The 25,934-nt window shown below is 53.7% G+C and carries 23 protein-coding genes and 1 tRNA gene; 8 read left to right on the forward strand and 16 right to left on the reverse strand.

Translation table 11 applies throughout. From position 1 onward, the window contains the following. Nucleotides 1-147: 147 nt before the first annotated feature. Genes M0P56_RS02660 through M0P56_RS02690 form a run of 7 tightly spaced genes read right to left on the reverse strand, consistent with a single transcriptional unit; the run spans nucleotide 148 to nucleotide 8,645 of the window. Complete coding sequence (locus tag M0P56_RS02660; RefSeq protein ID WP_291508498.1) at nucleotides 148-3,216, reverse strand: type I restriction endonuclease subunit R; 3,069 nt, start codon at nucleotides 3,214-3,216, stop codon at nucleotides 148-150. A gap of 6 nt (nucleotides 3,217-3,222) precedes the next feature. Further along, on the reverse strand, nucleotides 3,223-4,473 hold the full coding sequence (locus M0P56_RS02665) for an SIR2 family protein (RefSeq protein WP_291508499.1): 1,251 nt from the start codon (nucleotides 4,471-4,473) through the stop codon (nucleotides 3,223-3,225). Continuing rightward, entirely contained in the window at nucleotides 4,473-5,822 is a 1,350-nt protein-coding gene (locus M0P56_RS02670; protein WP_291508500.1) for a restriction endonuclease subunit S, read from the reverse strand. Before M0P56_RS02670 ends, M0P56_RS02665 begins: the two co-directional genes overlap by 1 nt. Nucleotides 5,823-5,829: 7 nt before the next feature. Continuing rightward, nucleotides 5,830-6,051 (reverse strand): DUF4926 domain-containing protein, encoded by a 222-nt coding sequence (locus M0P56_RS02675; RefSeq protein WP_291508501.1) that lies wholly within the window; start codon nucleotides 6,049-6,051, stop codon nucleotides 5,830-5,832. Between the two features lie 35 nt (nucleotides 6,052-6,086). Then, nucleotides 6,087-6,353, reverse strand: coding sequence for a hypothetical protein (locus M0P56_RS02680; protein WP_291508502.1), 267 nt, complete (start codon nucleotides 6,351-6,353; stop codon nucleotides 6,087-6,089). Nucleotides 6,354-6,377: 24 nt separating this feature from the next. Beyond that, nucleotides 6,378-7,952: a class I SAM-dependent DNA methyltransferase gene (locus M0P56_RS02685; protein ID WP_291508503.1), complete on the reverse strand. Its 1,575-nt coding sequence runs from the start codon at nucleotides 7,950-7,952 to the stop codon at nucleotides 6,378-6,380. Nucleotides 7,953-8,003: 51 nt separating this feature from the next. Continuing rightward, on the reverse strand, nucleotides 8,004-8,645 hold the full coding sequence (locus M0P56_RS02690) for an SOS response-associated peptidase (protein WP_291508504.1): 642 nt from the start codon (nucleotides 8,643-8,645) through the stop codon (nucleotides 8,004-8,006). A gap of 59 nt (nucleotides 8,646-8,704) precedes the next feature. Between M0P56_RS02690 and M0P56_RS02695 the strand changes: the two genes are divergently transcribed. After that, a complete protein-coding gene (locus tag M0P56_RS02695) occupies nucleotides 8,705-8,995 on the forward strand; it encodes a hypothetical protein (RefSeq protein WP_291508505.1) in 291 nt (96 codons plus the stop codon). 78 nt (nucleotides 8,996-9,073) lie between these two features. Here the strand turns inward: M0P56_RS02695 and M0P56_RS02700 are convergent, their stop codons facing one another. The 6 genes from M0P56_RS02700 to M0P56_RS02725 all read right to left on the reverse strand — a co-directional run bounded on the left by M0P56_RS02700 (nucleotide 9,074) and on the right by M0P56_RS02725 (nucleotide 15,811). Beyond that, nucleotides 9,074-9,910: a nuclease-related domain-containing protein gene (locus tag M0P56_RS02700; RefSeq protein WP_291508506.1), complete on the reverse strand. Its 837-nt coding sequence runs from the start codon at nucleotides 9,908-9,910 to the stop codon at nucleotides 9,074-9,076. A gap of 106 nt (nucleotides 9,911-10,016) precedes the next feature. Further along, nucleotides 10,017-10,151 (reverse strand): hypothetical protein, encoded by a 135-nt coding sequence (locus M0P56_RS02705; RefSeq protein ID WP_291508507.1) that lies wholly within the window; start codon nucleotides 10,149-10,151, stop codon nucleotides 10,017-10,019. Between the two features lie 145 nt (nucleotides 10,152-10,296). Further along, on the reverse strand, nucleotides 10,297-10,755 hold the full coding sequence (locus M0P56_RS02710; protein WP_291508508.1) for a hypothetical protein: 459 nt from the start codon (nucleotides 10,753-10,755) through the stop codon (nucleotides 10,297-10,299). Beyond that, complete coding sequence (locus M0P56_RS02715) at nucleotides 10,745-13,087, reverse strand: hypothetical protein (protein ID WP_291508509.1); 2,343 nt, start codon at nucleotides 13,085-13,087, stop codon at nucleotides 10,745-10,747. The genes M0P56_RS02710 and M0P56_RS02715 overlap by 11 nt, the downstream gene beginning before the upstream one ends. After that, on the reverse strand, nucleotides 13,059-14,585 hold the full coding sequence (locus tag M0P56_RS02720) for a tyrosine-type recombinase/integrase (RefSeq protein WP_291508510.1): 1,527 nt from the start codon (nucleotides 14,583-14,585) through the stop codon (nucleotides 13,059-13,061). The genes M0P56_RS02715 and M0P56_RS02720 overlap by 29 nt, the downstream gene beginning before the upstream one ends. Further along, nucleotides 14,582-15,811 (reverse strand): site-specific integrase, encoded by a 1,230-nt coding sequence (locus M0P56_RS02725; RefSeq protein ID WP_291508511.1) that lies wholly within the window; start codon nucleotides 15,809-15,811, stop codon nucleotides 14,582-14,584. The genes M0P56_RS02720 and M0P56_RS02725 overlap by 4 nt, the downstream gene beginning before the upstream one ends. Nucleotides 15,812-16,036: 225 nt before the next feature. On the opposite strand from M0P56_RS02725, the gene M0P56_RS02730 reads away from it, so the two are divergent. The 7 genes from M0P56_RS02730 (at nucleotide 16,037) to M0P56_RS02760 (ending at nucleotide 23,178) form a co-directional block, all read left to right on the forward strand. Continuing rightward, nucleotides 16,037-16,300 carry a hypothetical protein gene (locus tag M0P56_RS02730; RefSeq protein WP_291508512.1) on the forward strand — a complete coding sequence of 88 codons (264 nt, stop codon included), beginning with the start codon at nucleotides 16,037-16,039 and terminating at the stop codon, nucleotides 16,298-16,300. Between the two features lie 182 nt (nucleotides 16,301-16,482). Beyond that, entirely contained in the window at nucleotides 16,483-18,240 is a 1,758-nt protein-coding gene (locus tag M0P56_RS02735) for an autotransporter assembly complex family protein (protein ID WP_291508513.1), read from the forward strand. Beyond that, nucleotides 18,237-21,791 (forward strand): translocation/assembly module TamB, encoded by a 3,555-nt coding sequence (locus M0P56_RS02740; protein ID WP_291508514.1) that lies wholly within the window; start codon nucleotides 18,237-18,239, stop codon nucleotides 21,789-21,791. The genes M0P56_RS02735 and M0P56_RS02740 overlap by 4 nt, the downstream gene beginning before the upstream one ends. 117 nt (nucleotides 21,792-21,908) lie before the next feature. Then, nucleotides 21,909-22,334, forward strand: coding sequence for a Fur family transcriptional regulator (locus M0P56_RS02745; protein ID WP_291508515.1), 426 nt, complete (start codon nucleotides 21,909-21,911; stop codon nucleotides 22,332-22,334). 55 nt (nucleotides 22,335-22,389) lie between these two features. Beyond that, nucleotides 22,390-22,465: transfer RNA gene (locus M0P56_RS02750), tRNA-Lys, on the forward strand. Between the two features lie 85 nt (nucleotides 22,466-22,550). Beyond that, on the forward strand, nucleotides 22,551-22,733 hold the full coding sequence (locus M0P56_RS02755; RefSeq protein WP_291508516.1) for a hypothetical protein: 183 nt from the start codon (nucleotides 22,551-22,553) through the stop codon (nucleotides 22,731-22,733). 37 nt (nucleotides 22,734-22,770) lie between these two features. After that, nucleotides 22,771-23,178 carry a tyrosine-type recombinase/integrase gene (locus tag M0P56_RS02760; RefSeq protein WP_291508517.1) on the forward strand — a complete coding sequence of 136 codons (408 nt, stop codon included), beginning with the start codon at nucleotides 22,771-22,773 and terminating at the stop codon, nucleotides 23,176-23,178. Between the two features lie 110 nt (nucleotides 23,179-23,288). On the opposite strand, the gene M0P56_RS02765 is transcribed toward M0P56_RS02760, so the two are convergent. The 3 genes from M0P56_RS02765 to M0P56_RS02775 form a co-directional block, all read right to left on the reverse strand. Then, the gene (locus tag M0P56_RS02765) at nucleotides 23,289-23,489 is read right to left on the reverse strand and encodes a hypothetical protein (RefSeq protein WP_291508518.1); all 201 of its coding nucleotides are present in this window, start codon (nucleotides 23,487-23,489) and stop codon (nucleotides 23,289-23,291) included. 332 nt (nucleotides 23,490-23,821) lie between these two features. Continuing rightward, nucleotides 23,822-24,586: a PilZ domain-containing protein gene (locus tag M0P56_RS02770; protein ID WP_291508519.1), complete on the reverse strand. Its 765-nt coding sequence runs from the start codon at nucleotides 24,584-24,586 to the stop codon at nucleotides 23,822-23,824. Beyond that, nucleotides 24,573-25,865 carry an EAL domain-containing protein gene (locus tag M0P56_RS02775; protein WP_291508520.1) on the reverse strand — a complete coding sequence of 431 codons (1,293 nt, stop codon included), beginning with the start codon at nucleotides 25,863-25,865 and terminating at the stop codon, nucleotides 24,573-24,575. Before M0P56_RS02775 ends, M0P56_RS02770 begins: the two co-directional genes overlap by 14 nt. Nucleotides 25,866-25,934 lie beyond the last annotated feature (69 nt).

Raw genomic sequence — 25,934 nt, forward strand, 5'->3', positions numbered from 1 at the left:
AGAGGCACGGGCACACGATTGGCCGCTTGAAACGGGGCTGTCTGCTATTGCCAAATATTCCAGGCTGACTTTACCGTGTTTCTGTAGATAATCCAGCATTAAAATGGCGGGATGCGCGGTATCGGGGGGCAGTTCGCCTTTTGGCGATTATGCCACCAACCCCTCAGCCTGCTCAATAACCATATTCACCGCCCCTTCCTGCATGTCGGGCGGATACCCATGCTTCCGCAAAACCCGCTTTACCATCCTTCGCAGATGCGCCCGCGCCTGTTCGCGGATGGACCAGTCGATGCGGGTATTTTGACGCACGGTGTCGGCCACTTCCTTGGCAATCATTTTCAGGGCATCGTCGCCCATGGCCTGTGCGGCGGAATCGTTGGTCGCCAGGGCATCATAAAACGCCGCCTCGTCCTTGCTCAGACCCAGTTCCGCATGGCGCTGATCCAGTTTTTGTAACGCCTTCGCCAGTTCGATGAGTTCCTGCATCACCTCGACGGTATCCACCGAACGGTTGTGATACTTGCGCAGGGCTTCATCCAGCTTTTCCGAAAAGGCTTTGCTCTGGATGAGATTGCCTTTGCCTTCCTTGCGCACCTTGTCCTGTAGCAGCCTTCGCAGCATTTCCAGGGCCAGATTCTTTTCGGGCATGGCCTCGATCTGGTGGATGAACTCATCGGACAGCAGGGATATTTCGCTTTTGGGCAGCCCCGCCACCGCATACAGGTCCACCACGCCTTCCGGGGCGATGGACTGGTCAATCAACTGGCGAATGGCGTATTCCTGCTCTTCCACCAGGGATTCCGCGTCGCTGGTCTTGTCCAGGGTGGCGCGGACGCTAAGGAAGAAAATGATCTCGGTGCGGCAGCGTTCCACCATATCGTCGCCGGCGGCCAAAGTGGCTGCCTTTTTCAGGCCGGACGTGGCATTGCGGAAGCGTCTTTTGATGCCTTCTTCCGTGATTTCCTGGGACAGAATGAACTCTGTGGCCTTACGCAGGGTGGCGACCTTCTCGGAACCATCCCCGTTCAAGTAATCCTGATAATCGCAGTCGTGGAAAATGCTACGGCAGATATCCAGCTTTTCCAGCAGCACCTTGATGGCGGCCTGCACGGTTTCCGCCGGATTGCCCTTGCCACCGGATCGGGTATACGTCGCAATGGCGTTTTTCAGATCCTGGGCGATGCCGATGTAGTCCACCACCAGCCCACCGGACTTGTTGGTGAAGACCCGATTGACCCGGGCGATGGCCTGCATGAGGCTATGCCCACGCATGGGCTTGTCCACATAGAGTGTATTCAGGGCAGGGGCGTCAAAGCCCGTCAGCCACATATCCCGGACGATGACGATCTCTAGCGGGTCATTAGGGTCTTTGAGGCGGTCGCCAATATCCTCACAACCTCTTTTGCTGCGAATGTGCTGCTTCCATTCGATGGGATCGCTGGCCGAACCGGTCATGACCACCTTGATGCGGCCTTGGGTGTCGTCATCGCTGTGCCAATCGGGATGGATACGGATGATAGCATCATAGAGTTCCACGGCGATTCGGCGGCTCATGGCGACGATCATGGCCTTGCCGGACAGGATGCTTTTACGCTTTTCCCAGTGGTCCAGCATATCCACGGCAATCTGTTCCACCCGCTTGGGGGCGCCCACCAGTGCTTCCAGTTGCGCCCAGCGGGTTTTCAGACGTTCCTTGCTTTCCTGCTCGTCGTCTTCGGTGATTTCCTCAAAGGTACTGTCGATGAGGGGCCGCTGATCTTCCGGCAGGTTGAGACGCACCAGACGGCTTTCGTAATAAATCGGGACGGTGGCCCCATCTTCCACGGCCCGCTGGATGTCGTAGATGTCGATGTAATCGCCGAACACCACCCGCGTGTCCCGATCATCCAGTTCCAGCGGGGTGCCGGTGAAGGCCACGAAGGTCGCGTTGGGCAAGGCCGCCCGCAGGTTGGCGGCGTAACCATCCAGAATCTCATACTGACTGCGCTGCGCCTCGTCCACCATGACGATGATGTTCTTCCGGTCGGACAATACCGGGTGCTTGCCCTGGGGTTCGTGGCGGTCTTTCTGGAATTTCTGGATGGTGCTGAAGATGACGCCACCGGAAGCCCTTTGCAGCAGTTCCCGAAGGTCACCAACGCTCTCGGCCTGTTGCGGGTCTTGCCGTAAAAGCTGGCTGCCCGCCGCAAAGGTATCGAACAACTGGGTGTCCAGGTTCGTGCGGTCGGTGAGCATGACGATGGTGGGGTTTTCCAGGGCCGGGTGCTGGATGAGCATGCCTGCGAAGAAGAGCATGGTGAGGCTTTTGCCGGACCCCTGGGTATGCCAGACCACACCACCCCTGCGGTCGCCGCCGATGCCTGCCGCCGCCAAAGTGGTCAGCAGGGCCTTCTGGGCGGCATGGAATTGATGATAGGCGGCGATCTTCTTGCTGAGTTTGCGGCCATCGTCTTCAAAGGCGATAAAGTACCGCAGCATATCGAGAAAGCGTTTTGGCTCAAAAATACCGTGAATCAGAAAACGCAGGGGATCATCCCCCCGATCCATGAGTTCCTGCCCATCGATGGTCTTCCAGGGCAGAAAGCGTTCATAAGGGGCACCCAGACAGCCCATGGCGGCCTTGAGGCCATCGCTGACCACCAGCACGGCGTTGTAGGCCATGAGGTTCGGGATATCGGCCTGATAGGTCTGCAACTGGTTCCATGCCTTGCGGATGGTGGCATTGGCGTCTGCCATGTTCTTGAGTTCAAAGAGGCCCAGCGGTATGCCGTTCACGAAGACCACGAGATCGGCGCGGCGGTTGATGCGGTTGTGGATGACGGTGTATTGGTTCAGAACAAGGAAGTCATTGCGCTCGGGGTCCGCGAAGTCGATGAGGCGAACGATGATGCCGCGCTCCTCGCCGTCCACCTGATGGGCCACCCGCACGCCTTCCACCAACATGCGCTGGATGAGGTTATTCTGAGTCATCAAACCGCCGAGGGCGGCATCCCGCACCATGCGCAGGGCTTCGTCCCTGATGTCCTTGGGGGTAGAGGGATTCAGCGTGTGGATGGCCTGGCGCAGGCGGTCGGGCAGCAGGGTTTCATCGTAATCGGCGCGTTCTTTGTGATCGCTGTCGGGGCCAATGTCAGGGCCGAAGGCGTAGGCGTAGCCCAGTTCCTTGAACTGGGTGATGGCGTGGTGTTCGATGGTGGATTCGTTGAGATTAGTCATCTAATATTATTCAACTTTTGAAAAGAAAGAATGCTCTAGGTCAGGATACAGTCTGAATGGTAGCAAACCACTATTTAGGGAACGGCTAGTATTCTCTGCTAATATAAATGATGTGGCAGTGTTTGGTACGAATTCGATTGTTCCATCTGTTTTAAGTTCTTCTCGAAAGATACGAAAAACTCTTTCAGAGAGAGCGTCAAATTCTGCTGAATCTTTGACCGCTGGATTTACAAAACAAATACTTTCGAGTGAAATATTCTGTGCGAGACCACTAGCCATGAGATATTTGAAGTGCATGTCTGTCTCTGGCAATGAATAGCCAATGATGAAGATCCTAGTAGCATTTCTTATTGAAGAAAGAGAAGCATCCCAAAGACGTTGTAGTATTTCTGCGCTTCGCCCTTTGTTCCAAGTGGGCGGTTCGAGAATATAATTATTTAGTTGGCTGACCTGGGACCACAAACTATCTACAGACTTTCTAATGATGAGCTTCAATGGTTCTGAATGCTCAAGCTTCCAATTAATCGAACCATGAAGTTTGAATATGCTTGTCACATCGTCGTCTTGCTCTGAGGAGTTGCAACTGTAGTCTGAGTCTACTGACAGATTTGGAACATCAGGCAGTCCAAGGTTGAATTTTGCACCAATTCGTTCAAAGGCGTCCTCTACAACGGTATCATAGTTAAACGTAATTATTGTGTTTCTTTGCGATTGTGAATCAATTTCGACTGGGCAAATATTGCCTGACAACACGGACGCTATGGCATCATAAACCGGTAATATCCATGAGTTCTGTTTACCACTTTTATCTTTTTTGTCCTCTAAATATATTTTGTTGAGCTTGCTTCTGTTTCCTAACTGCAAGAATAGTCGCGTTTTCATGTCCTCCTTCGGATTGTGCCCGGCACAAAATGATAAAGTACTAACAATGGCTTTTTGCATGGTTTCTTTTTTCCCCATTGATCGACCATTTCCCCCCTGGTCACCATCAATAAGGCTAAAAAGTTCTTCAATGTTGTTGGGATCAATTTTGCATCTGTGGGCCGCTGAGCCGGAAAACAACCGCCACTGTAGCACGCCATTGATTCCCTCAATAATCTCACGGTTGGTGGCGTTATTACCACTTGATGCTGCTAAACGCATTTGTTTTATGAAGTTTTTTACAATGGGCAGTCCAGCATCCACTGAAAAACCTGCCCCTAATATAAAAACATTGTGGTTGTTATGGTATATACTTTCGTACCCTCTGGGCTGCATTACAGTGCTTCCTCAACTATTACTTCGCTATCAGGTACGCGGATTTTGCCGGATATAAGTTTGGGAAGAAGGGTGTCTCTTATGTTTTTTAATATCTGAATTTGCCGTTCGCAATCGGATATTCTACCCTTTACAGGTAAAATTATCTTGTGATACTTTTCCAGGATAGAGGTGGTTGGAAGCGTGATATGTAGGTTGGCAAGCTTGCCACGAGATAATTCGGTCTGGCCGGTAGAACCTTCTCCCATCTCTTCAATCTGAGGCTGCAAAGTCATGACTAGTTGACCAAGGTATGACCATGGATATTTCTTATCTGGTCGAACTAGCGTCACATGCGAATCGATTATGCTGGATTCCTGGATGTGTAGCACTTGAGCAACACGCCCAAGGGTTCCAACCCCTGTTGAATTCACTAGAACGTCACCGACTTCTAGCAATAGCCCTTCGATACTACGCACAGCTGGGTCATGTCTACGTGCTTTCGAAGTATCTACCATAAATTCACGAATACACTTTTGGTTAAGAACTAAAATACCATAACCATCAGAATAGGCTGGTGAAAGACCCCGTTTAATGCGGCTGGTGATTGACCCAAGCGTAGTAGTAAGCCACCCCTCAGGAATCTCCCCCAATTCCGAGTCCACCAGCCTATCCGGGAACAGGTCCAGTATCTCGGGCGTGAGCTTCAGCCGCTTGCAGATGCTTTCCGGGGATTCCCCGGCCATCTTGGCGCGTACCGGGTCGAAGTCCACGAACCACGACTTGAAGATGGCCTGCGCCATGGCTTCCAGGGTCTTCGCCGTCTTGCGGTTGTTCTCGATCTTGTCGTCCAGCGTGCCCAGGATGTGGGCGATGCGGCGTTGTTCGGATAGGGATGGAAGCAATATGGTAATATTTTTAAGAGAAGTTACAGGCCGACTTATCGCAGGAACCCCCGTCTGCGATGTGTTTATCAATAACGCCTGTTGCCCGATGTTTGACTTGAAGAAATAGTAAATGAAAGGCGGGGCGGCCAAGTTCGTCTTGCAGGTTAGCTTCATTTGACTCTGAGATACTACATATCGAGCAAATTTAGTTTTTGGTATAATACCTACCTGCCCTAGGGTTCCTCTATGTGTGAATACAATATCGTCCTGAAAAGCGTTCGCGGCGGATAGCTTATCTGCCTTTTCCTCTGTTAGATAGACAAAGTTGTCATCATTAAAACGTCCTGATGATAGGTTGCCGCCTCTGATTATGGGTACGCCTTGAGGGACAAAGTTATCTACCTTTATGTCAGAGCCAAAAGGACCCATCGCTATCCTTTCGGCAATGTCTTCAACTCGTGTTTCCTGCCAATCCTCAATCATAAAATATTCACGCCACCCTCACATGCGGCACATCCCGCGCCGATATAGGTCGTATCTTATCGGCGGTAAGCGTCAGCACGCCCAGCACATCACCGGCAAGCGTGACAAATTCCACCTCAAAAGCTTTCCCGCCATCATGAACCATGATCACCGCACCCATATCCCCTTTCACCAATGCCTGGTCGGGGTAGTCTTTCACTAGAATGACGGTATCCAGTTCCTGAATCATGGCTTCTCACTGTGAAATTGTTAGCCGACTGTTTTTCATTTATGCGAATGCGTTTTTCGTAGGGCATCAATAGCGGTCTCTAAAGTAATTGTGGCACGGGTGTAAATGTCCAATAACCCCTCATCTTCCCTGAACATCCCCAAATGATCCGTATTACGCATAACGGTCAAATGATTTAGTCGTTCTTCAAGAGCCTCTATTGTCAAATTATTTGTATCTTCTAGGGCCTCAAGGCAATCAATCAACTCTGCCCTGTTGGTGATTTTGTTTTCTGCACAACAGTCCGGTAGTGATCCAGTCATGGCAATATCCCCTATAATTAACTGTTACAGTTCATACCCCAACACCCGAAAGTTCTTCAACATCTCGTCTTCCAGCCGCCGTCCCTCAGCCAACTGTTCCGACAGGTCTTTGGTCAGCCGCGCCATTTTTTCCTCAAACGGCTCACCGTCGTCATCCTTGGCCGCCGCACCAACGTATCGCCCCGGCGTCAGTACATGGCCGTTCTTGCGGATCTCGTCCAGACTCGCCGCCTTACAGAAGCCGGGCACATCCGCATATTCCCCTTCACCATCGCCGCGCCAGTTGTGGTAAGCGTCGGCGATCTTCTGGATATCTTCGTCGCTCAGTTCCCGATGGGTGCGGTCCGCCATGAAGCCCATGTTGCGGGCATCAATGAACAGCACCTCGCCGGTGCGTTCAAACAGTTCCTTGCCAGCCATGCCGCGTCCATCATCCCGGTTCTTCGCCAGGAACCAAAGGCAGACGGGAATCTGGGTGCTGTAGAAAAGCTGGCCGGGCAGGGCCACCATGCAGTCCACCATGTCCGCTTCGATGAGGTTCTTGCGGATTTCACCCTCGCCGCTGGTGTTGGATGACATGGACCCGTTCGCCAGCACGAAACCGGCGATGCCGTAGGGGGCCAGGTGATGGACCATGTGCTGCATCCAGGCGAAGTTGGCGTTGCCCGTGGGCGGTATCCCATGCTGCCAGCGTTTGTCGTCCCGCAGCAGGTCGCCGCCCCAGTCCGATATGTTGAAGGGCGGATTGGCGAGGATGTAGTCCGCCCGCAGATCAGGATGCAGGTCTTTATGGAAGGTGTCCGCCGCTTCCGGTCCCAGATCGGCCTCGATGCCGCGAATGGCCAGATTCATGAGGGCCAGCTTCCAGGTGTTGGGGTTGGACTCTTCCCCGTACACACTGATGTCGCCCACCTTGCCGCCGTGGGCCTCGATGAACTTTTCCGACTGGACGAACATGCCGCCGGACCCGCAGCAGGGGTCATAGATGCGACCCTTGTACGGGGCCAGCATGGTGACCAGAACACGTACCACGGAAGCCGGGGTGTAGAACTCACCACCCCGTTTACCTTCCGCGCTGGCGAACATGCCCAAAAAGTATTCATAGACGCGGCCCAGGGTGTCGCGGGCCTGGTGTTCTGCCGTACCCAGCCCAATAGTGCCGATGAGGTCTACCAGTTCACCCAGGCGGCGTTGGTCGAGGGTAGGGCGGGCGTAGCCTTTGGGCAGGATGCCTCTCAGCTTGGGGTTTTCCCGCTCGATCTCGGTCATGGCGTCATCAATGCGCGTACCGATGTCGGTCTGCTTGGCGGCGGCCTGGACCACATGCCAGCGGGCGGACGCGGGCACCCAAAACACGCCTTCCGCCGTGTATTCGTCGCGGTCTTCGGGGTCGGCGCCGGGACCTTCAGCCAATATTTCCGCATGTCGCTGGGCAAAGCGATCCGAGATGTACTTCAGGAAGATGAGGCCCAGCACCACATGCTTATAGTCAGCGGCGTCCAGATGGCCGCGCAGCTTGTCAGCGGTGGCCCAGAGTTTGGATTCGAGGCTTTGGCTGGTGGGTTCTTCGGTCTTCTTCTTGGCTGGTCCGCGCGGCATGGAGCTTCCTTCTGTTTCTTTGTGTTGTTATAGCACGGGAAGCAAAGCGCGTCAGGCTGTCAGCGGGTGCAGCCCATCTTCCGCCACACGGGACACGGGTTGCACCTTCAGCGTGTCATGCGGCAAGGCCAGCACGCGGGAAACATCTTCCGGCTTCAATGCCGGACTGATCCAAAGCCGCAAGGCGGTATCCCCCAGCATGACCGGACTTCGGTCATGAATGCCGGTGACGGCAGGATCGGGCGACCCTACCAGAATGGTGCAACTGTCCAGGGCGGCGATGCCGTCCGTCCAGTGGTCCCAAAGCCCTGCCAGGGCTAACGCCTGCCCATCGCCGCTGTCGAAGTACCAGGGCTGCTTCTTGCCGGACTCAAGAGCCTGCCATTCATAGAAGCCCGTGGCCGGAATGATGCAACGACGGTGTTTCCAGGGTTCACGAAAGGCGGGCTTTTGGGCCGCGGTCTCGACGCGGGCATTGAAGGTGCTGTATGCAGTTTTCGCTTCCTTGGCCCAGTGGGGCACGAGTCCCCAACGCATCATCGCCCATTCCGGCCCATTCCCGGCATCCCGGATTACAGGCACGGTTTGGCTGGGATGAATATCAAAGTGGGCCGTGAATTTTGGCTCTGGCAAGGAGAGCAGCCTGACCAGCCTTTCGAGCTTACGGGGGTCAACGGCGTAGCGTCCGCACATGGCGCACCTCTTGGAAAAGGGTATACTGTAAAGAAATACAGCACCAAAGGAATCGGCTCATGCTAGTCAGTGTATACCCCCTGCGCGTTCGCGGGCGACGCCTCAAGGCGGAAGCGATAACGCGGCAAACGCCGGTTCGTGGGGATTTGCGCACCTACCAGCAACAATGCCACCTGGTGGCCGCGCTGGAACCGGCCTTGCCCCGCGATGCACGCCCGCTGCCCCCGCTGTACGACCCCAAGCTGGTGCTCATCAGCCCGCAGTCGATACGCTTGATGGGTTTCGAGAAGATGGGGGATGGCGAGAACGCCACCACCTATATGCAGGAATGGCTGTGTGAGACAGGCTGATATCGGCTAGATGAACATGGGGTTGAAGCTGCCTATTTCCGGTAAAGTTGGCCGCAGAACCTAGCCCTTCTGGCTGACTTACTCATGACGAACGGAGAACTCCTGCTGATGTTTCCGGCAATAGGGACGCCCCTGGAAGCGCTCTTTTCGTTTAAAACAGAAGCGGGCTTCTTCCGGAGAGATAGACTCCTTGCAATGAAAACAAAAGAACCCCTCGATTTCCTGGGCGGCCGGGGAGGGTTTTGAAGTCGGTGCCCCCGAGGAGATCTCCTCGGGGGTAATCCCGAATTGCTTTTTGTAATCGGGACGCCCGGGTTGATGAAGCCGAAGAATCGCTTGACCAAGGTTCTGGAGGGTGTCCTTGCCCACGACGGAGTGCAGCCGGGCTACGTTGTGGAAAAAGTTCGTGAACGCATTCAGTTGCAGGAGCCGATTGATTTCCTGGTAAAAGAGATCGGATTTGCAGAGATTTTGGGTGCTAAATCGTTGAGAATCAGGTCGTTCAATCCGGGTGTCGGGATGGATCAGAACGTAGTTGTAAAAGACCGGTGAGAAAAGTTTTTTGGGGAGAATCTGTTGCGCCTGCAGGATTCGCTTGAGGATGGTAATGTGGCGGTCATTCTGAGCGAGGGGGGACGGAAGTGAGCGAACCTGCTCGTTCTCTTCCAGCAAGAACTCTCCCTCCTCCGTAATTCGGAGAGTTTTACCTTGAAAGCGTTTGGTTTCAAGGACGAAGAACTCCATAACGCGATTGATGAGCAGGTGATCGATTTGGACAACGTCGGTGCCGTTGGTGAGACGAAGGTCGTGGAGAACGATCCAGTTGGAAGTGTCCCGAAATCGGACGTCGAGGTAGTAGGCGGTATCCCGCTCGCCCTTGTTGCCGGAGCGAAACCGGTAGAGTTCATTGCGCACCAAGTCCCTGTGTCTGGGAGTTAGCGCACAACCGAGCAGCAGCTCTAACTCTTGTTCCGCTAATTGTCGCCAGGCTTGGTCACGAGGTTTGCAGATCATCGGATTGTCAGCGGTTATCCGTGCTGTTGGTAAGGGTGCCAGGCGTGGCCTCAAAAGTGTACTGCTTGTTGAAGACCCTGAACGGCACCTCGTGGTGGTGGTTGACGACCTTGTCCTTCCCTACCCAGGCGAGTGTTGGCATGTTCGGCAGCTCTTCTATCATTTTGCGGTGCGGTATTTGAGGGCTAGGATAGCACTGCGTGAGCTTCTGCGGTAGCGCCTGCACTGCAGGGCTACCGGTTGTTTGCTTGACAAAAATTCTCGAAGCGTAGCTCCGAATAGCGCCGCTACCTTATCTGGAAGACCTCGGCATCGGGCATGGCACCCAGCTTAGCCAGGTTGTCACGGACTTCCTTGTAGGACTCAAAAAATTGAGCCCATTTAGCGAATCCTCCCAATTCCCCAACAGCACGGAGCATCGCCACATGGGAAGCCGTCAGAATTTCTACCTGCTGCTCCAGCTCTTTAATCCGGATATCTTTTTCAGCCATATCCATCGCTGTGCTATCCCGAGAGCGTTTGGCCAGGCGCTTACGCCAATCCCGGTACTCTTCCTGTTTTTTCTGATAACTGGCTAACAATGCCGAACGATCCGGATTCCGGGTAATGGATGAGGCTGCTTTCACCCGGGGATGAACGCGTGCCACCGCTCTGGCAGTCATATCTTCATCCCTTTCCAGCATCTCTTGTAAGATACTTTCCATTTCGGGATCATAGGATTGTGGTTTAGTCTCTTCAGTCATCAAGGACACTCCGTACCTGATGGCTTACCGACAAATCCGGACCATCCGGAAACACCTGCCGACCGGCTGATGTAGACAATATCTTGCGGATCGCCTCCAGTCTGATTGTTGCATGCACAATCTGATTTTCCCGGCCTATAGAACCTGAACGTCGGGATTCGGCCACGGAAATCGCAGCCTCAAAGCGCTGTTCCAAAATTTCCAGATGCTGGCGGTGCTCAGGCATGTCGGTGGACGTCAGATGCGAACAACCAGAAAAACACTCCAGATTCTTAGGGCAGGGGTCAACGGTAAAGCTATTGATGCAGTAGCCATAAGGCGTGACATGAAAACCATCAGATTCGCCCTTGAGATAATCAAAGGCATCTGCGTCACCCTTGGTTTTCTGAATTTGCTTGAATGCGTCTACTATAGGCCCGCTTGCCTTGCCCGTTTTGATCAACCTAGCCACCGTAGCGGCTTTTGAACCCAGCATCACCTCGACTTCTGCAGGCAATTCAACACTCTCCAGTTCTTCCGCAAGACTTCGGTGGTCATACTGGTAACTCTGGGCGACGCTACGACGATTGAATCGTTTCGTGATTATGGTATCAGCCACTCCCATACGAAATAGTTCTGTATTTTGCAGGTGACGCAGAGAATGGGATACCAGAAAAAGCTGACGATCTTCATCTGATGCCCCATAACGACTGAACAGACTTTCCCTGTTTTTTTCTTCACCAAGCACTAAACTCAACATTTTGCTTTCGGGCATGCCCACTGAGGCATATCGGGTAAGGTCAGTGATTCCTTCGTCGCGTTCTTCCGCCAGAGTCCGCTTAGGTGATAGGAACAGCAACTCCCAGGTTTGCAATTCACCTTGTTGGAGCCGGATCGGCTTCAAATCAGAAAGCTTGGTCGGCACCGATTTGATCAGATAATCCTCCAATTCGCCAATCTTCAGGCACACTTCTCTCCAGTTTTTTCTTTTTTCATGATATTCCGCCCCAGAGGCATGCCGAAGCTTGGGGGCACCCGTTTTGGAGCACAAGCGATGAAAATATACATACATAGCCATATCCAGCGCGGACGGATGGGAAGAATCCTGGTACCGTTCCAGTTGGTACTGGGAGAGTTCTGCCAGGACGTCGGGGCTAAAATGCTCCCGATAACGGGCCACGTACTGATCGGACATCTCTACAGGAAGGTTCAACCAAAAGGGGTTGCCGGTCAGCCTTCCATACAGCTCCGTCACCGGAACCAGGTCATCAGGCTTATACCAGGGCAACCAACGACCTGACTGGACTTGAAGCCGTAACGTTTCTCGCAAAGGGGTTGTAATACGAATGACCTCATCCAAGGTCTCACTCAAGATTTCCGCAAAGATTTCTGGAATCGGCTGTGCTGCCTCGACCAGTACGGTACTGTCTGATTGTGCAACTTGCTGCTTTTCTGCAAAATGCCGTAGTGACAGGGAGCGGGAATAACCGCCCAGTTCTCCGGCAGGACGTCCTTTCGGATCGTAATAATCCCGGTATCGCTTCCAGTCCATCGGCAGCATGGTAGCTTCCCCTATGCGAAGCCCACAGAGAACCATGACTTTCAGGGCAGCGAAACGCAAAGCGTCAGAATAAGACCTGGGCGGTTCAGTAAAGATAATACGAACCAGCTCCCAGAATGCCCTTTTTTCCGGTAGGCGCTCCGATTTTTTACGCTGCTCCAAGTCATCCAGGAGCTGCTTTTGGGATTTTACTGCTCTGGATTTTCTGTCGTTGAATCCTGAAGATCTGCCTTTGGACACAACCGAATATAAAGGGCATGCTACAGCCAAATGGTTTGTATCAATGAGGGTTTTCGTGATGCCCAGCACCAGGTCTGCCAACTTTCCGGAGGGCTGCAACATGGTTGCCAAAGTTACGGCTTCCTGAATGATATCGACTGACATCTGCCAGGGTTGCAGGTTACCTGCACAAGTAGCCAGCACCTTGAGTGGACGGATGATATTTTGGGAGACATGCCGTGGGGTATTCCGATGGAAGAACAGTTGATCACAAACGGCCGCCTTGATGAGGTCTTGCCAGCTTTGACTTAATGCCGACTTAGGCAGGGCAGGGGAGCCCGCTGCTACGCGCTGTGCGTTAAGCAGATGGAGGATACCCGCATCGTGTCCGAGGTCACGCACATACAGAGTTGGGGGGAGGGCGCCAACGGCTTCGGTCATGTTCCAGCCCTCGGGTGTTTTCCCTTGTTCATCCAAGGGGATATCCCAGATAAGACCCTTTTCAGCAGCCAAGGCTTTTCCCTGTTCAATAAATGTCGAAAAGGATTCAAGCATTTTCTGGGCCTTCCAATTCATTGATGACGGCCTGAATGCTGGCCACGGTCCGCTGGAGTTGCATGAATGCCGGCGAATTTTCATCATTGCGAGAGGTGTCAGAAAAAAGCTTCACCACGCTCCGCATGTCGGCAAGCACCTGATTATGCAGTGAGAGATCGGTCACTGGCATAAACTTCTGGCAACCATAACAGGAAGTAATTGGGTTGTAAGGGCAGGCCGGTTGCCCTGTTGTACAACCACCGATCCCGGTTATAGGGATACCATGGGGAACCCCGGCAATCTGCTGTTCGCCTTTCAGTTCTGCCAGTTCCTCCGGACTAATAAATCGGGCATGCGCAATTTTGATGACCTGCTGATAAACCGACGAGATGCCCAATGCTCTGTTGACACGTTCAGCCTGATTAGGTGAAGAAGCATAATAGACCAGACAGGTAGTATTGTCGGCATGTCCCAGGAATTCAGCGACTTCCTCCTGACTGGCACCGGCATCGACCAGGCGTTGCGCGGCGGTGTGCCGGAGATCTGTGGCGGTGACATTGTTGCCCACGATGGAACTGGCTAATTTCTGGATAGCCTTCCCTAGTTCTTGAGAGCTTGAAACCAAAAATAGTCGATCACCCCCCGAACGTTTTTTCGCCTTGGCCCTGCGATAAAGTTCCAGAATCAGCGGGGTCCATTCCTGCTTGACCCGCCGTGTCAACGGAAAGGCCTTTGACTGACTGCGCTGCTTAACCATCTTGAAGGTCAGGTGTACTGCGGGATGCGTAATGTCATTTTCCTGCCAAACACGAATGTCGCGCATGGTCAGCAAGGCAATCTGGATCGGGCGCATACCAAAGAGATAGGAACACAGGAGCATGCAGGCAGGTTCAAGGGTACCGATAGCCAGATTTTCAAGGTGAGATTTTGCCATTGTGGCGAGCGAATCCAGATGGTTTACGATCAACGACTCCTCCTGGACGGTCAGGAAAACATCGCCACTCCTGACAGCAGCATATTTATCCTTGAAAGGACCGGGGAGGGTGTAACTGATGAATTCCAGGTAGAGTGGGGACCATCCGACCAGGTGATAGCGAGCCAGAAAAACCAGCATAGCGCGTACTGCTGGGAATAACATGCCTTTTTCAGAATGTTTCGCCAGTAGTTTGGACCAGACTTTTTTGATATTTTCTGGTCCCGCTACCAGCAGTTCCGACAGCATCTCTCCGTCGATATCCCGCAATACCGACCAATAGTTGTATGTTGTCGAGATGCTCAGGTCACTTGCGATCCAGTGAAAAAACAGATGCTTTGCAATCAGTTGATGACCGCTCTCGTAGGTATTGAAATCAACACGATGTCTGAGACCGTTAAAAGTGATATAGAAGACATCGTCTTTATCATACCGGTTTAAGCTTCTCATGGTGTCCTCGAAATCGTCCTGGTATCGAAGCACGCCGGGGAGTTTTGGCAAACCTTCCAGGATGGCCTGAAGCCCGGAAGATTGTTGCGGTACATTTAAGGCGTTATTTTTCATGCGTGCCCCAGGGGAATCGACTTGAGTATTTCGATACGTTCATCCATCACTTTGGCCCAGACATCCGAAAGACGGTCTTCGAAGACTGCGCGCGAATAACGTTGCGGCATATTGGAGGTTCGCGTCCACCCGAAGAATGTTCGAAGTTGCTGTAACGCTTCGTCCATGGGCACATTTTTCGAGAGGAGCTGATTCAATCGGACAACAGCGCAAGTATGTCGGAGGTCATGGGGTTCAATGGAAGTCTTACCGGTTCGGTCCTCCAGCGTCTTGACTACTGAGGTCGGTAGGTTACGGGTGATCTTGGCAAAATAACTCGATATGGAATCATGGGAAAGCGGTGTATTCCATTGGGTATTCAGCAGGAACGGATGATCCGGTTTACCCCGGTAATTTTCCACATAGGTTTGAATCAAATTAGCAGTCAACTCAGTGACCGGTATTTGTCGTACGGAATCTGCAGTCTTGATGCTGGGTCGTTTAGACCTGGGATCCTGGGAGACAAGTTTTTTATTTTCCTGGACGTTGATCCAGAAGCGCTTTTTTTGTGATCGTTCATCATAGCCAGATTCGACCGCATTAACCGGTAATAACAGCGCCTCACCACGGCGTAACCCCTGGTGTAACATCAGGATAAAGGCCAGAAATGCCGTCCATCGGGTTCTTTTTCTGGAAAAGGGATTGGTTGATGACTCTGGATCCAGCATGTCATACAGATGGCTCACCACAGCGGCAGGTAATGACCGCAGAATCGTGGGGTATTTGGTTTTCCGGATATGCAGCTGGCCGTAAAGTGCATCCAGATGAAGCAGCCTGCTTTCCGTCTCAGCCAACTGATTCATTGAGTTACCATTTCTGCTTACACGAAAGATTACATCCTTGACGAAGGATAATCCGGTTCTCCATTGTGTTTCGGCGGCTTGCGTGATTGCTGGGCGATTTTTCAGGGAGACAAAGTAAGCCTCCAGGAGATTGCTTAAATCCTTAATCTGGCAGGCTCCCAAGGTGTCATCCAGGTAGCCGTCTCCATGCAGGCCATCACAAAATCTGTACAGCGCTTCGATGTACCGTAGCTGCTTCATTTCTGTGGATTCGGCCAGATCTCTGGCATTGATCAATGCCCATACAGTCACCCAATATCTGGGAAGCCCCCAAGCATCTGTCAACGCTGGAGCCTTCAAGGAGATGGGAACTGGTAACTGGGTAGAGAATTGTTTGTAGCTCATGCGGTCTGCGCAACAGTGAAATATACTAAGTATAGTAACCAATGTTGCGCTCAACCCACAACACCAAAAAATATCGCCGTCCTTCGCATAATACTTATTATGTTAAATTGTGATCGTGACTGCAACTGGGGAGGGCTATACGTTCGGCCATAAATGAACTTCAGACCTTGGATCGAGGTCTGAACGTATCATAGTTACACTGTGTAACCATTCCAGGGGGGCGTCATGACATACTACCAATCGTTCAATAGTCGGGGTCCGTGGTGGGTGCGCCTGCTCGCGGTGATGGTGAGCATGGTCCTTCTGGTCGGTCTGTTCTTTTTCGCTATTTTTGCGGTCATCGCCGTTGCCATACTTGGGGTTAGCGGGATGCTTTTCCTCTGGTGGCAACGGCGGAAAATGCGCAAAGGGATGCATACGGACATCGTGGTCACCGACTACCGGGAAATTCATCATCCGCGTCCGCCTTTTGATAACATCCGTCGATGACTGCCTGACCCGTCAAGAAGTTAAGGTGCTGCTGTGCATCCCTCACCTGCGCCTGCCACCTCCATGAATCGTGCTAAACTCAGCAAATCATCACGCTGTGAGTGGATGGCAGCTAAGGGCAGGAGGTCTTTCTGGGCACAGTCAGGCGGGATAATAAGGCGAGGCGACATCGCCTGAGCAAGATGCGCCGTGGCTTATTGCTTGCAGGGTTTTGCGCTTCGTTTCTGTCCTGCGGAGCGGCTGACGCCGACGACGTACATTTTTTGGTGGATGGGGTTTCTGGGCCTCTAGCGGGGAAGCTTGCCCATGCCCTCCCCTCCGTGGTTATCGGGTCGCTGGCGGACCGTTTGGAAGAAACGGAAATGTCAGCGAGTTTGCGCCTCAAGGATGCGCTCGAAGCCTACGGCTACTATAGCGCGCGATGGACGGAGCACAGTGAAAAGAGCGCACCGGGGAAATATCTCATCATCTTCTCCATAACGCTCGGGCGGCCCATCCTGGTTCGCCGAATCGACCTGAAATCAGCGGGCGCAGGCCACGAGCTAACCGCTTTACAAAGGCTATTTACCCAATTCCCACTACATAAAAAAGATATTCTTGATCAGATTGCCTATGAGGAATGGAAAGGCAAAGTCCTTTCATTTCTCCACACGCGCGGCTACGCACGTGCCGATTATTCGCGTCATGAAATCCGTATGGATCGTGACCAATTCTGGGCTGATATTTACTTGTGGCTCAATACCGGACCCCGCTTCCGCTTTGGGGATATTACAATCACCGGTGCGGAACACTACCCGCGTTGGTTCATTCAACGGTACCTCTCTTTCAAGACTGGAGACTGGTACTCGCCCAATTCTCTGGCCGTCACCCAGAGTAATTTGCGCAACGCCGACCGATTCTCCGACATCTCGGTAAATAGCGATCTGGATAAAGCAAAAAACGACGCCATACCCATTACTGTCGATTTGAAAAGCATAACAGAACAGCATCTGAAAATCGGCGCTGGCTACAGCACCAATATTGGGCCAAACGCGGCTATTATATATGATAATTATAACGTTTTTGATCAGGCGCAGCATGTCCGAGTTTCCATTTTAGCGGCGCAACTGAATCGCAATGCCAGCGTCACCTACAGCTGGCCGGTTGGTGCGCGCCTGGGATCTGAATATATTGCTCAAGCCAGTTATCAGAACCAAAATCTGACCGCCTATAACAGTAATGAAATCCTCGCCAGCGCTGGTCGGCAGTGGTCATTGCGCAACGAAAACAGCCTTAGTAAAAGTGCAACCATAGAGGCATTAGTCAATTCTGAGCAAGCTAACTACAATGTGGCTGGACAATTTAATAACAGCTTTTATATTTATCCTTCCATACAGTACAGCATGCAGAATTTCCGCGACATTTTGCGCCCCATAGCCGGCTATACACTAACGGCCCGGGTTGAAGGTGCCAGCAAAGTATGGGGTAGCGACGCGAATTTCATCCGCATCAGCGCCCAGGGAGAATGGCACAAGCGCTTGAGTCAGAACTGGGTCGTTGGCACCCGCGCCAAGCTGGGAGCAATGTGGTTAACCGGACCCATCAGCGCACTACCGCCCAATTTGCGATTTTTCGCGGGTGGTCAAAATAGTCTGCCCGGTTATGCGTATCAATCGCAGGGACCATTGGCTGTGGACGGTGCGGTGGAAGGTGGGCGCCTTCTCGCCGTTGGTGGCCTCGATATTCAGCGCTTTGTCACAAAAGACTGGGCGGTTGTCGCATTTTATGATGTGGGTAATGCGTTCAACAGTTGGTCCAGTTTTCATGCGCTTCAGGATGTTGGCCTAGGCATGCGCTGGTATTCCCCCGTCGGACCGATACGCTTTGACTTGGCGCACCCCCTGGTCGCCCCGCAAACGCCCGCTGTCCGTATCGCCTTCTCGGTAGGTTTCAGCCTGTGATCCGCGTCCGCCACGGTATGATTGCCGGTGTGCTGCTGATTCTGATCACGCTGGCCACCGTCCTGGTCTGGCTGCTCACCACCAGCCACGGCGCACAGTGGGCGTTAGCGCAGGTCCCCAACTTACAGGTCAAACAGGTAAAGGGCTCGCTTACTGGCAAGATGCAGCTTTCCGGCATTTCCTGGCATAGTGCGGACATGCGCTTTCGTGCGCAATCTTTGCAGTGGCACTGGCATCCTGCCCATTTGCTCTGGGGAGAAGTCGACTTTGCCGATCTTCAGCTTCACCAGGCTGATCTGTACCTGCCGGTGCCCTCCGATAAACCCAGCCCAATTCATTTGCGCTGGCCCGCATTGCCCCTGTGGACCCGTCTCATCGACCTGAAACTGAGCCCGGTTACTTGTACGAACCTGCGTATATGGCAAGGAACGCAGAAGCCCTTCGTCCTCTCCCTGGCGACATTTTCCGAGCTGGCCTGGCAGCGTGGCAATCTGCACATCAAAAACCTGTCGGCACAGATGCCCCAGGGCAGACTCCAGCTTACGGCAGACCTGCAAACAGGAGAGCGCGGGCTACAAAGCCTGGGTGTATGGCGACAAGGCAGCGCCACCAACCCGTTGACCATAAGTTGGGAAACACACTGGCACGGCATTTCGGCCCAGACATTCGGCGGCCCCCTGAATATTCAGGTACAAGAAAACAAGCAACTGACGACTTTGAGCGGTATGACGCAAATCTCGTCACAGCAGATTTCGCTCCAGTCGCTACAGATCAGCAATCCTGCGCTCCAGAAACCCGCACAGGGGCATTGGCGCCTCGATTTGCCCCGCAATAGCGCAGGGAGTTACCAGATCAGTGGCGGCTTCGAGCAGATCCTGGCAAAAGCGCTGCCCAGCACGTTACCGGTGGGAGCGTTGGCCATCAGTTTGAATCTACGGGGAAATATTCAGCGCTATCAGGGACAACTGGCGCTGCGCGGTGATCCCAAATTCGGCGGCATTCAGGGCAATGTGAACGGAAATCGCCAAAACCTGCAATACCATTATGCAGGTAAGTTGCTGGGCGCGGATCTGCTGCCTTCGGTGCTGGCCGTCCGGTGGCGGCCGCAACTCACCGTCACCGGACAAGTTCGGGTCAGGGGCCTGCAAACACAGCGCATTATGGTCCAGGTACCGGGCACTTTTTCCGGGGACCTGACCGTCAACGCCACCCAAATTTCCAAAGCGATCACGGGTGATGTGCGGCTGCAATTGCTACCTAGCCAGCTTTACCGCCAAACCTTGCAGGGCGAGGCGTTGGTGCGCTTTGCAGGGAGTGCGTGGGATCTGCAAAAGGCGCAGTTTTTTGGTCCGGGTGTCAGCCTGAGCGCCCAAGGTAATTTACAACAACGTCTGCATTTCGTCCTCAACGTGGCGCAGTGGCAGGGCTTGCTTCCCGGTGCCCGGGGTAAGAGTCTGATTCAGGGTTGGGTAGCGCGGCCTCAGGCGCAGTGGACGGGAGAAATCCAGGGCACAGGACAAGGTCTTGCCTATCGTGGTGTAAAGATCAATACACTGAAAACACAAGCCGAACTTCGCGCCACGAACGCCTTGCAGGCGATGATCCATGTAAAGGGACTGGCATACGCTGGCCATCGCATTGATCTGCAGGCTCATGCGCAAGGACCATTAACACGTTTTACGCTGGGACTGGACGCGCAATGGCCACAAAGCCGTCTGTCCGTCACCGGGCTGGTGTCTCATCAGACCGATGCGTGGGGACTGCAATTGGAGAAGACCACACTGACCAGCATCCCTCTGGGAAACTGGCAGTTACTCCACCCAGCCACCCTGCAATGGGCCAACGGTGCTGCATCGCTCAGCAAAATGGCTCTCGCCGATGCGCATGCTGCCCGGATTACCGCGCAAGGTCACTACAATCCCGCCACCAACCAGGCCGATTTGGGACTCGATTTGCAATCTCTACCTCTGGACTTTTTTGCACAGGCGGAGGATGCATCGCTCCACGGTTTTTTGAATGCGCATCTGCAAGCGCAGTGTCAGGGAGTTTGCCAAGCGGCAGGACATTGGGATTTTCAAAAAACCCAATTGCAATGGCAGCAGGCGGGCACGCCGCATACACTCTCTCTGCAACAGTTTACCGGCCAACTCCGTTGGTTGCCCAAAGACCTCTCCCTTGCTGCTGACCTTCGTCTTGCCAATGACTGGGGTAATGCCCAGGTGACCCTGCACAGCCCCGCAACACTCGCTCTCCCCTGGCATTGGGATGCCAATGCCCCACTACAAGGGGTTATAAAGGCGCATGTAGGCGCACCACTGTTTGCCGCCCTCCCCGTCGGGAATTTGCGGATTCGACCGCAAGGTCAAGGGACTATAGACGCCCAGGTTCTGGGTACTTGGGCGCATCCGCAGTGGACGGGTACAGCACAACTCCAGGGTCTGGGCTTTTTCGTCCCGCAGGCTGGTTTGGATGTTCGTGACGTGGGCGCCCAACTCGTGGGAGACGGAAAAGAATTTCGAATCAATCAACTGCAAGCCAGCTCCGGCGCTGGCCAAATATCCGGGACGGGCATCGTCCAATTTCAGCCGGCGAATGATTTTACGCTCCACGTCACCGGGAAGAACTTCACGGCGCTCAATCTGCCGCAGGTACAAGCTGCGATCAGCCCCGACCTGAGCATCTCCGGAAATCTGAAGAAAATCGACGTGCAGGGAAATATACACACCGATCGTCTGCGTATATTGGGTACGGATTTCAGCGGACCCAAGCCCTCAGGCGATGTCGTTTTTGTAAAAAATGAGCACAAAAGCAGCGGACCTGCCCTCGGTGTGAAGGTGCATGTAACCCTCGGGGACGATGCGCGAGTCGTCATCAGTGGGCTGCGCGCCCGGCTGGTAGGCAGCCTCGCAGTCGAAATGCACGACGGCCAAAGTCCGCAAGTCGATGGCACACTGCGCATGGTGGATGGCCATTATGCGATTTATGGGCACACCCTCACCTTCCAGCGTGGTTCCATCCTTTTCCGCGGCGCCGCGAACCAAGCCAACCTGGACGTGCTGGCGGTACGCACCATCAAAAGCTCCTCTAGCTTCGCCGTGGACAACACCCCCGTAGAGGCTGGCGTACAAGTCACCGGTACACTGCAAGTGCCCCAGGTAGCGCTCTACTCCAAACCCTCCCTGTCGCAGACAGATATCCTCTCCTATCTTGTGCTGGGCACACCAAGTAGTGGTCTCACCAGTCAGAATACGCTGCTTTCCGCTGCTGCGGGCACGCTCTTTTCTGCCAGCCGCGCCGCCGTCTTCGGCGATAGCCTGAGTAGCAGCGGCATTGACGTTGGCGTAAGCTCCGACGCTAATTCGGGCTTGGCGGGTGCCATGGTCACCTTGGGCCATTATCTTACCCCCGATCTTTATCTCAGCGTCGGGCAATCCGTGCTCGGCAGTGGCACCGTGGCACGCTTGCGCTACCAGCTTTCCCGCCACATCGAACTACAGACGGAGAACGGTACCCAGAATGGCGCCAATATATTTTACCGAATTGATTTTTAGGATGGCGCGGTGACCCTGGATGCCTGTCTAACGCCGAGGTCGACTCAGCAAGGTCTTTTCCTGATGGTGCAATAGCGCTACAATTATAACCAGTTTAAAATTAAAGCGAGGCCGCCCTTGGAAAATAACGACTGGAACAAGCAACGTGTACTGGAAGTGCTTCGCGACGCGGGCGTCAACCCAACAAGTCAGCGGGTAGAGATTGGTTATGCGCTCTTCTCCTCGTGCGCGCACCTCTCCGCGGAAGAGATCATGCAGCGCGTCAATGCGGATTATCCCGTAGTATCGAAGGCGACCGTCTACAACACCCTTGGCCTGTTTGCCGATCACGCCTTGGTGCGCGAAGTGATCGTAGAGCCCGGCAAGGTATTCTACGATCCCAACGTATCCCTTCATCATCATTTCTACTATGTAGATTCTGGAGAGCTCCAGGATATCCCTGGGTCTGCCCTGCAAATTAGCGAGCTCCCCGAGCTTCCACCGGATACAGAGGTGGAAAAAGTCGAGGTGGTGATCCGACTGCGGCAACGCACGATCCACTAAAGCACGGCATCAGCACTTGCCTTCTCGGCAAAAATTCCTATAATACCGGTCCTTCGGGTTGTTAGCTCAGTTGGTAGAGCAGCTGACTCTTAATCAGCGGGTCGTGGGTTCGATCCCCTCACAACCCACCAAATAGAACAAGGGCTTAGGCTTCGGTCTAGGCCCTTTTTCTTTGCCTGATTGAATTTGCACTGCACTAGACTTACATCTTCAGAGATGGACAAGGGTGTCTGGCGGGATACGTCCGCCACCGAGCGCACCACGCTCAAAGAAGCGCTCAATCGTTACGCTGAGGGAAAATCGGCCAACACGATCGGCCTGCACCCGGCCTTGGCGGCAGAACAGGTGCTTGCCGCCCTGCCCCGCCGTCTGGATGGCAAGGTATGGACGTACACGTAGGAGGGTATGAGGGCATCCTGGCGTCGCGCGCTGACTCATGCCGGTATCGATGGGCCTGACCTTCCACGATCTACGCCACGAAGCCACCAGCCGCTTGTTTCAGAAAGGCTTCAATCCCATGGAAGTTTCAGCCGTCACCGGCCACAAGACTTTGCAGATGTTGAAACGCTATACTCATCGGCAAGGTCAAAATGAAGGTGAAACGATGGCTATGAAATTTGTGGTCTGCGTCAACAAGGAAGGGTTCGGCGACCTGTCCGGTGAAGATGTGACCATCGGGCACGTCTATGAAACTATCGGCGACCCTGACCAGCACGGCATGATCAGAATCATTGACCAGAGCGGTGAGGATTACCTGTATCCGGCGAACTGTTTTGAGGCGGTTACGTTGTCGGATAGCGCTGAGCACCGACTTCACGACGCTTTGGCAAGAATGAGCGCATAGCAGCATGACCATCACGAAACAGGATATAACCCTTCAGCTTCGGACACCGTAGGACTGACTGCCGTTCGTGTGGCAGCGATAACGGGCCGCACAGTCAAAGGACCACGCCGTTATCGCTCAACAGCAAAAGAGAGGGTTTCTATTTTGGCTTGCGCAAGGGCGTTTCCGTAAATGCTCGCCTCATCCAGACACTTTAATCCGAGCGCGATATTTCGCTCTGTGCCGAGTCCTTTCAGATGGCATTCTGACAGGCTGTTCATGGCAGAGGCATCGCCTTTCGCTGCGGCTTCTTCATACCAGAGGATCGCCACGGATGGCTGCTTGCATGACAGAAAATACGCTGCCACATCCACAAGGCACTTCGTATCCCCCGCCTCGGCGTTCATTTATAAGGGGTTTGTGGGTAAGGCGTGAAAACAAAGCCGACTTCAAACCAGGATCACGCTCGCTTCTGCTCGCGGGGTCGGTTCAGTTTGCGCAGAACGGTGAGTTCCAGAAAGCTGGACTACTGCTTGCCCAAAAGAGTGGGATTTAATCCCATTATATCGCGTCGTATTCAGCCCGGAGGCCCAAGAGCAACTTGCCGAGCTTTATCGCTATATCGCCGAGGCGGCACCACCCGATATTATTTTTCTTTCCCGCTTTAATCTCGCCAGCGTAAGTCGTGGAGACGGGATGCGCTATTTTTGGAGAGGTTTTGGATCTGTTCTCCCTTCTTGCAGAGATAGAGATGTTCGGCCTTTTTAGTTTGTTCCTGGGTCAGCCACAGTTTGGCGCCGTAGATGGCGTTGCTCAGTCCGCCTTCCTCCCGACGGCTAACAGTGATAGTAGTTTCACAGACCCCGCAATCGGGGATTTCCATTTCCAGTAGCAGCATTTCTCCAATGGCAAAATCGTTATTACGGGATTTGAAGCTGATCCCTGCCGGACTGAAATCGACGATATCGCAGACGAAGGTTCTGGCATCCTGTTTCCGCACAACAACATGCCCGGGCATGGAGAGTCTCTTGTGGGCACGGACTTTTCGCTGGAAGAGTTCAGGAGCAGGGGTGTAATGGAAAACGCCCTCCGCCACATATTCCAGGCGCGCGAGAAAGAAACAGACAACGTCGTCCTTTTCTGCGAAGACCAGCGTGCGCTCATAATCCGCCACAACGACCGGAAACTTCGGCGTCAGCAAAACCCGCCCAGACTCGAATCCGCCAAAATAAAAGGGGCACCCGTGGTCTTGTGGGTTTTCCGAAAACACAATCGCCGGGTATCCTTGCTCAAGGCGATTGGCGAGGTCAAAAGGGCCTTTGACGACACTTTGGTCCGCCTGCAGCAGAGCGAAATAATCCGGTAGGCTGAACTCTCCGCGAATTGGGAGAATCATGGTCAGATTGTCAATTTCCTTAGTCAGCGACATGCGGGGTCTCCTTGGGAATCTGCCCAGAATTACCATATCCTGCATTCAGCGCGGCGACCTCTTGGCCCAAGGCTTTGAGTTGTTTCACCAGCGGCGGCATGCGTTCATCATCGGCCTGAACGCATGCGCTGCGTAACGCTTCTATGAAAATATGTTCCTGTATCAGAAGCGGGTGGTGGTCATCCAATCCCTGGTGAAGAGCCAGCACCCGCAAGGGGCGCGAGAAACCGTGGGCGCAGAACCATCCGGTCATGTCGTTCTGGATCAAGGCATCCAGCGTGCTTAGCGCGCGCACATAATAGGCATAAGCCGCCAAAAACGAGAGGGCCTCCGCCTGGGTGGGTAGCTCAGGAAGTTGCCAACGGCCAAGCCACTCCGCCAGTGCCGCCCCAGGCATGGGGCGAGCGATGGCGTAGCCCTGTACTCGCTGCACTTTCAATACCTGCATCGCCTGCAAAATAGGCAGACTCTCCACCCCTTCCACCACTAGATGGACGCCGAGGCCGCGGGCCAACGCCCGCAGGCTCTGGATAAAGACGAGATGCTCTGGGTGCTGTGGGAGACCGCGCACAAAGGATTGATCCACCTTGATGCCGCTGAAAGGGATGGTTTTGAGGCGCAAGAGCGAAGAATAGGCGGTGCCGATGTCATCGAGCATCAGACTGATCCCTTGTTCGCGCAGCTGCCGCAGGTGCACAAGACTTGCATCGGTGCCCAAAAAATCTCCATTTTCGAGCATTTCCAGACTGATCCGCGATGCGGAAATCTGCGCCGGTGTTACTGTTGACAAGAGGCAGTTCATGCAATCGAAATCAGCCATGAACTCCGGTTCAACATTGACGGCAAGGTTCAGAAAATAGCGGGTGGCATCCAGCGCTACCAGTTGCTCTACCCCCTGCTGCAACATTTGCTGACTGAGCGCACGCTTCTCGGCCAAATTCAGGCGTGGCAGAAAATAGTCCGGGGTCAGCAGGTCCTTGCCATCATGCAGGCGGGCCAGTGCCTCGATCTCTACCACTCGCCCCCGCCGCAGTGAAACGACGGGCTGGAACCAAGCCTCGACCCGCATTTTGACGTCTCCGGAACAGGACACCTGTGTACCTATCTGATCTTCCTGATAACGGTTCCAGCGCCAGTCGGATGTTTGGACAACAGCCAGGCCGGTGCGGTCCAGAAGATTGAGGCCGTCAGGATGTAGAAGTGCCCCGGCATGGCTTGTCACTTCAGCGTCTGCGTATTCGGGAAAGGGTTCCAGTGGGGTTACGTGTGATTCGCTCATAAGGAATCACCTACGGCTACATGGCCACCTATAATTTGGTATGTGGTAGATATATTATCTATTCTAAAC

The sequence above is a fragment of the Acidithiobacillus sp. genome (assembly GCF_023229925.1).
Lineage (GTDB): Bacteria > Pseudomonadota > Gammaproteobacteria > Acidithiobacillales > Acidithiobacillaceae > Acidithiobacillus.

Excerpts from the sequence above, each read along its gene's own strand:
- M0P56_RS02675 (WP_291508501.1), bottom strand. The coding sequence starts at position 6,051 with ATGATTCAGGAACTGGATACCGTCATTCTAGTGAAAGACTACCCCGAC.
- M0P56_RS02690 (WP_291508504.1), bottom strand. The coding sequence starts at position 8,645 with ATGTGCGGACGCTACGCCGTTGACCCCCGTAAGCTCGAAAGGCTGGTC.
- M0P56_RS02725 (WP_291508511.1), bottom strand. The coding sequence starts at position 15,811 with ATGAGCTACAAACAATTCTCTACCCAGTTACCAGTTCCCATCTCCTTG.
- M0P56_RS02755 (WP_291508516.1), top strand. The coding sequence starts at position 22,551 with ATGGACAAGGGTGTCTGGCGGGATACGTCCGCCACCGAGCGCACCACG.
- M0P56_RS02660 (WP_291508498.1), bottom strand. The coding sequence starts at position 3,216 with ATGACTAATCTCAACGAATCCACCATCGAACACCACGCCATCACCCAG.
- M0P56_RS02775 (WP_291508520.1), bottom strand. The coding sequence starts at position 25,865 with ATGAGCGAATCACACGTAACCCCACTGGAACCCTTTCCCGAATACGCA.
- M0P56_RS02735 (WP_291508513.1), top strand. The coding sequence starts at position 16,483 with ATGCGCCGTGGCTTATTGCTTGCAGGGTTTTGCGCTTCGTTTCTGTCC.
- M0P56_RS02730 (WP_291508512.1), top strand. The coding sequence starts at position 16,037 with ATGACATACTACCAATCGTTCAATAGTCGGGGTCCGTGGTGGGTGCGC.
- M0P56_RS02705 (WP_291508507.1), bottom strand. The coding sequence starts at position 10,151 with ATGCCAACACTCGCCTGGGTAGGGAAGGACAAGGTCGTCAACCACCAC.
- M0P56_RS02760 (WP_291508517.1), top strand. The coding sequence starts at position 22,771 with ATGCCGGTATCGATGGGCCTGACCTTCCACGATCTACGCCACGAAGCC.
- M0P56_RS02670 (WP_291508500.1), bottom strand. The coding sequence starts at position 5,822 with ATGATTGAGGATTGGCAGGAAACACGAGTTGAAGACATTGCCGAAAGG.
- M0P56_RS02720 (WP_291508510.1), bottom strand. The coding sequence starts at position 14,585 with ATGAAAAATAACGCCTTAAATGTACCGCAACAATCTTCCGGGCTTCAG.
- M0P56_RS02685 (WP_291508503.1), bottom strand. The coding sequence starts at position 7,952 with ATGCCGCGCGGACCAGCCAAGAAGAAGACCGAAGAACCCACCAGCCAA.
- M0P56_RS02715 (WP_291508509.1), bottom strand. The coding sequence starts at position 13,087 with ATGAATTGGAAGGCCCAGAAAATGCTTGAATCCTTTTCGACATTTATT.
- M0P56_RS02695 (WP_291508505.1), top strand. The coding sequence starts at position 8,705 with ATGCTAGTCAGTGTATACCCCCTGCGCGTTCGCGGGCGACGCCTCAAG.
- M0P56_RS02680 (WP_291508502.1), bottom strand. The coding sequence starts at position 6,353 with ATGACTGGATCACTACCGGACTGTTGTGCAGAAAACAAAATCACCAAC.
- M0P56_RS02770 (WP_291508519.1), bottom strand. The coding sequence starts at position 24,586 with ATGTCGCTGACTAAGGAAATTGACAATCTGACCATGATTCTCCCAATT.
- M0P56_RS02665 (WP_291508499.1), bottom strand. The coding sequence starts at position 4,473 with ATGCAGCCCAGAGGGTACGAAAGTATATACCATAACAACCACAATGTT.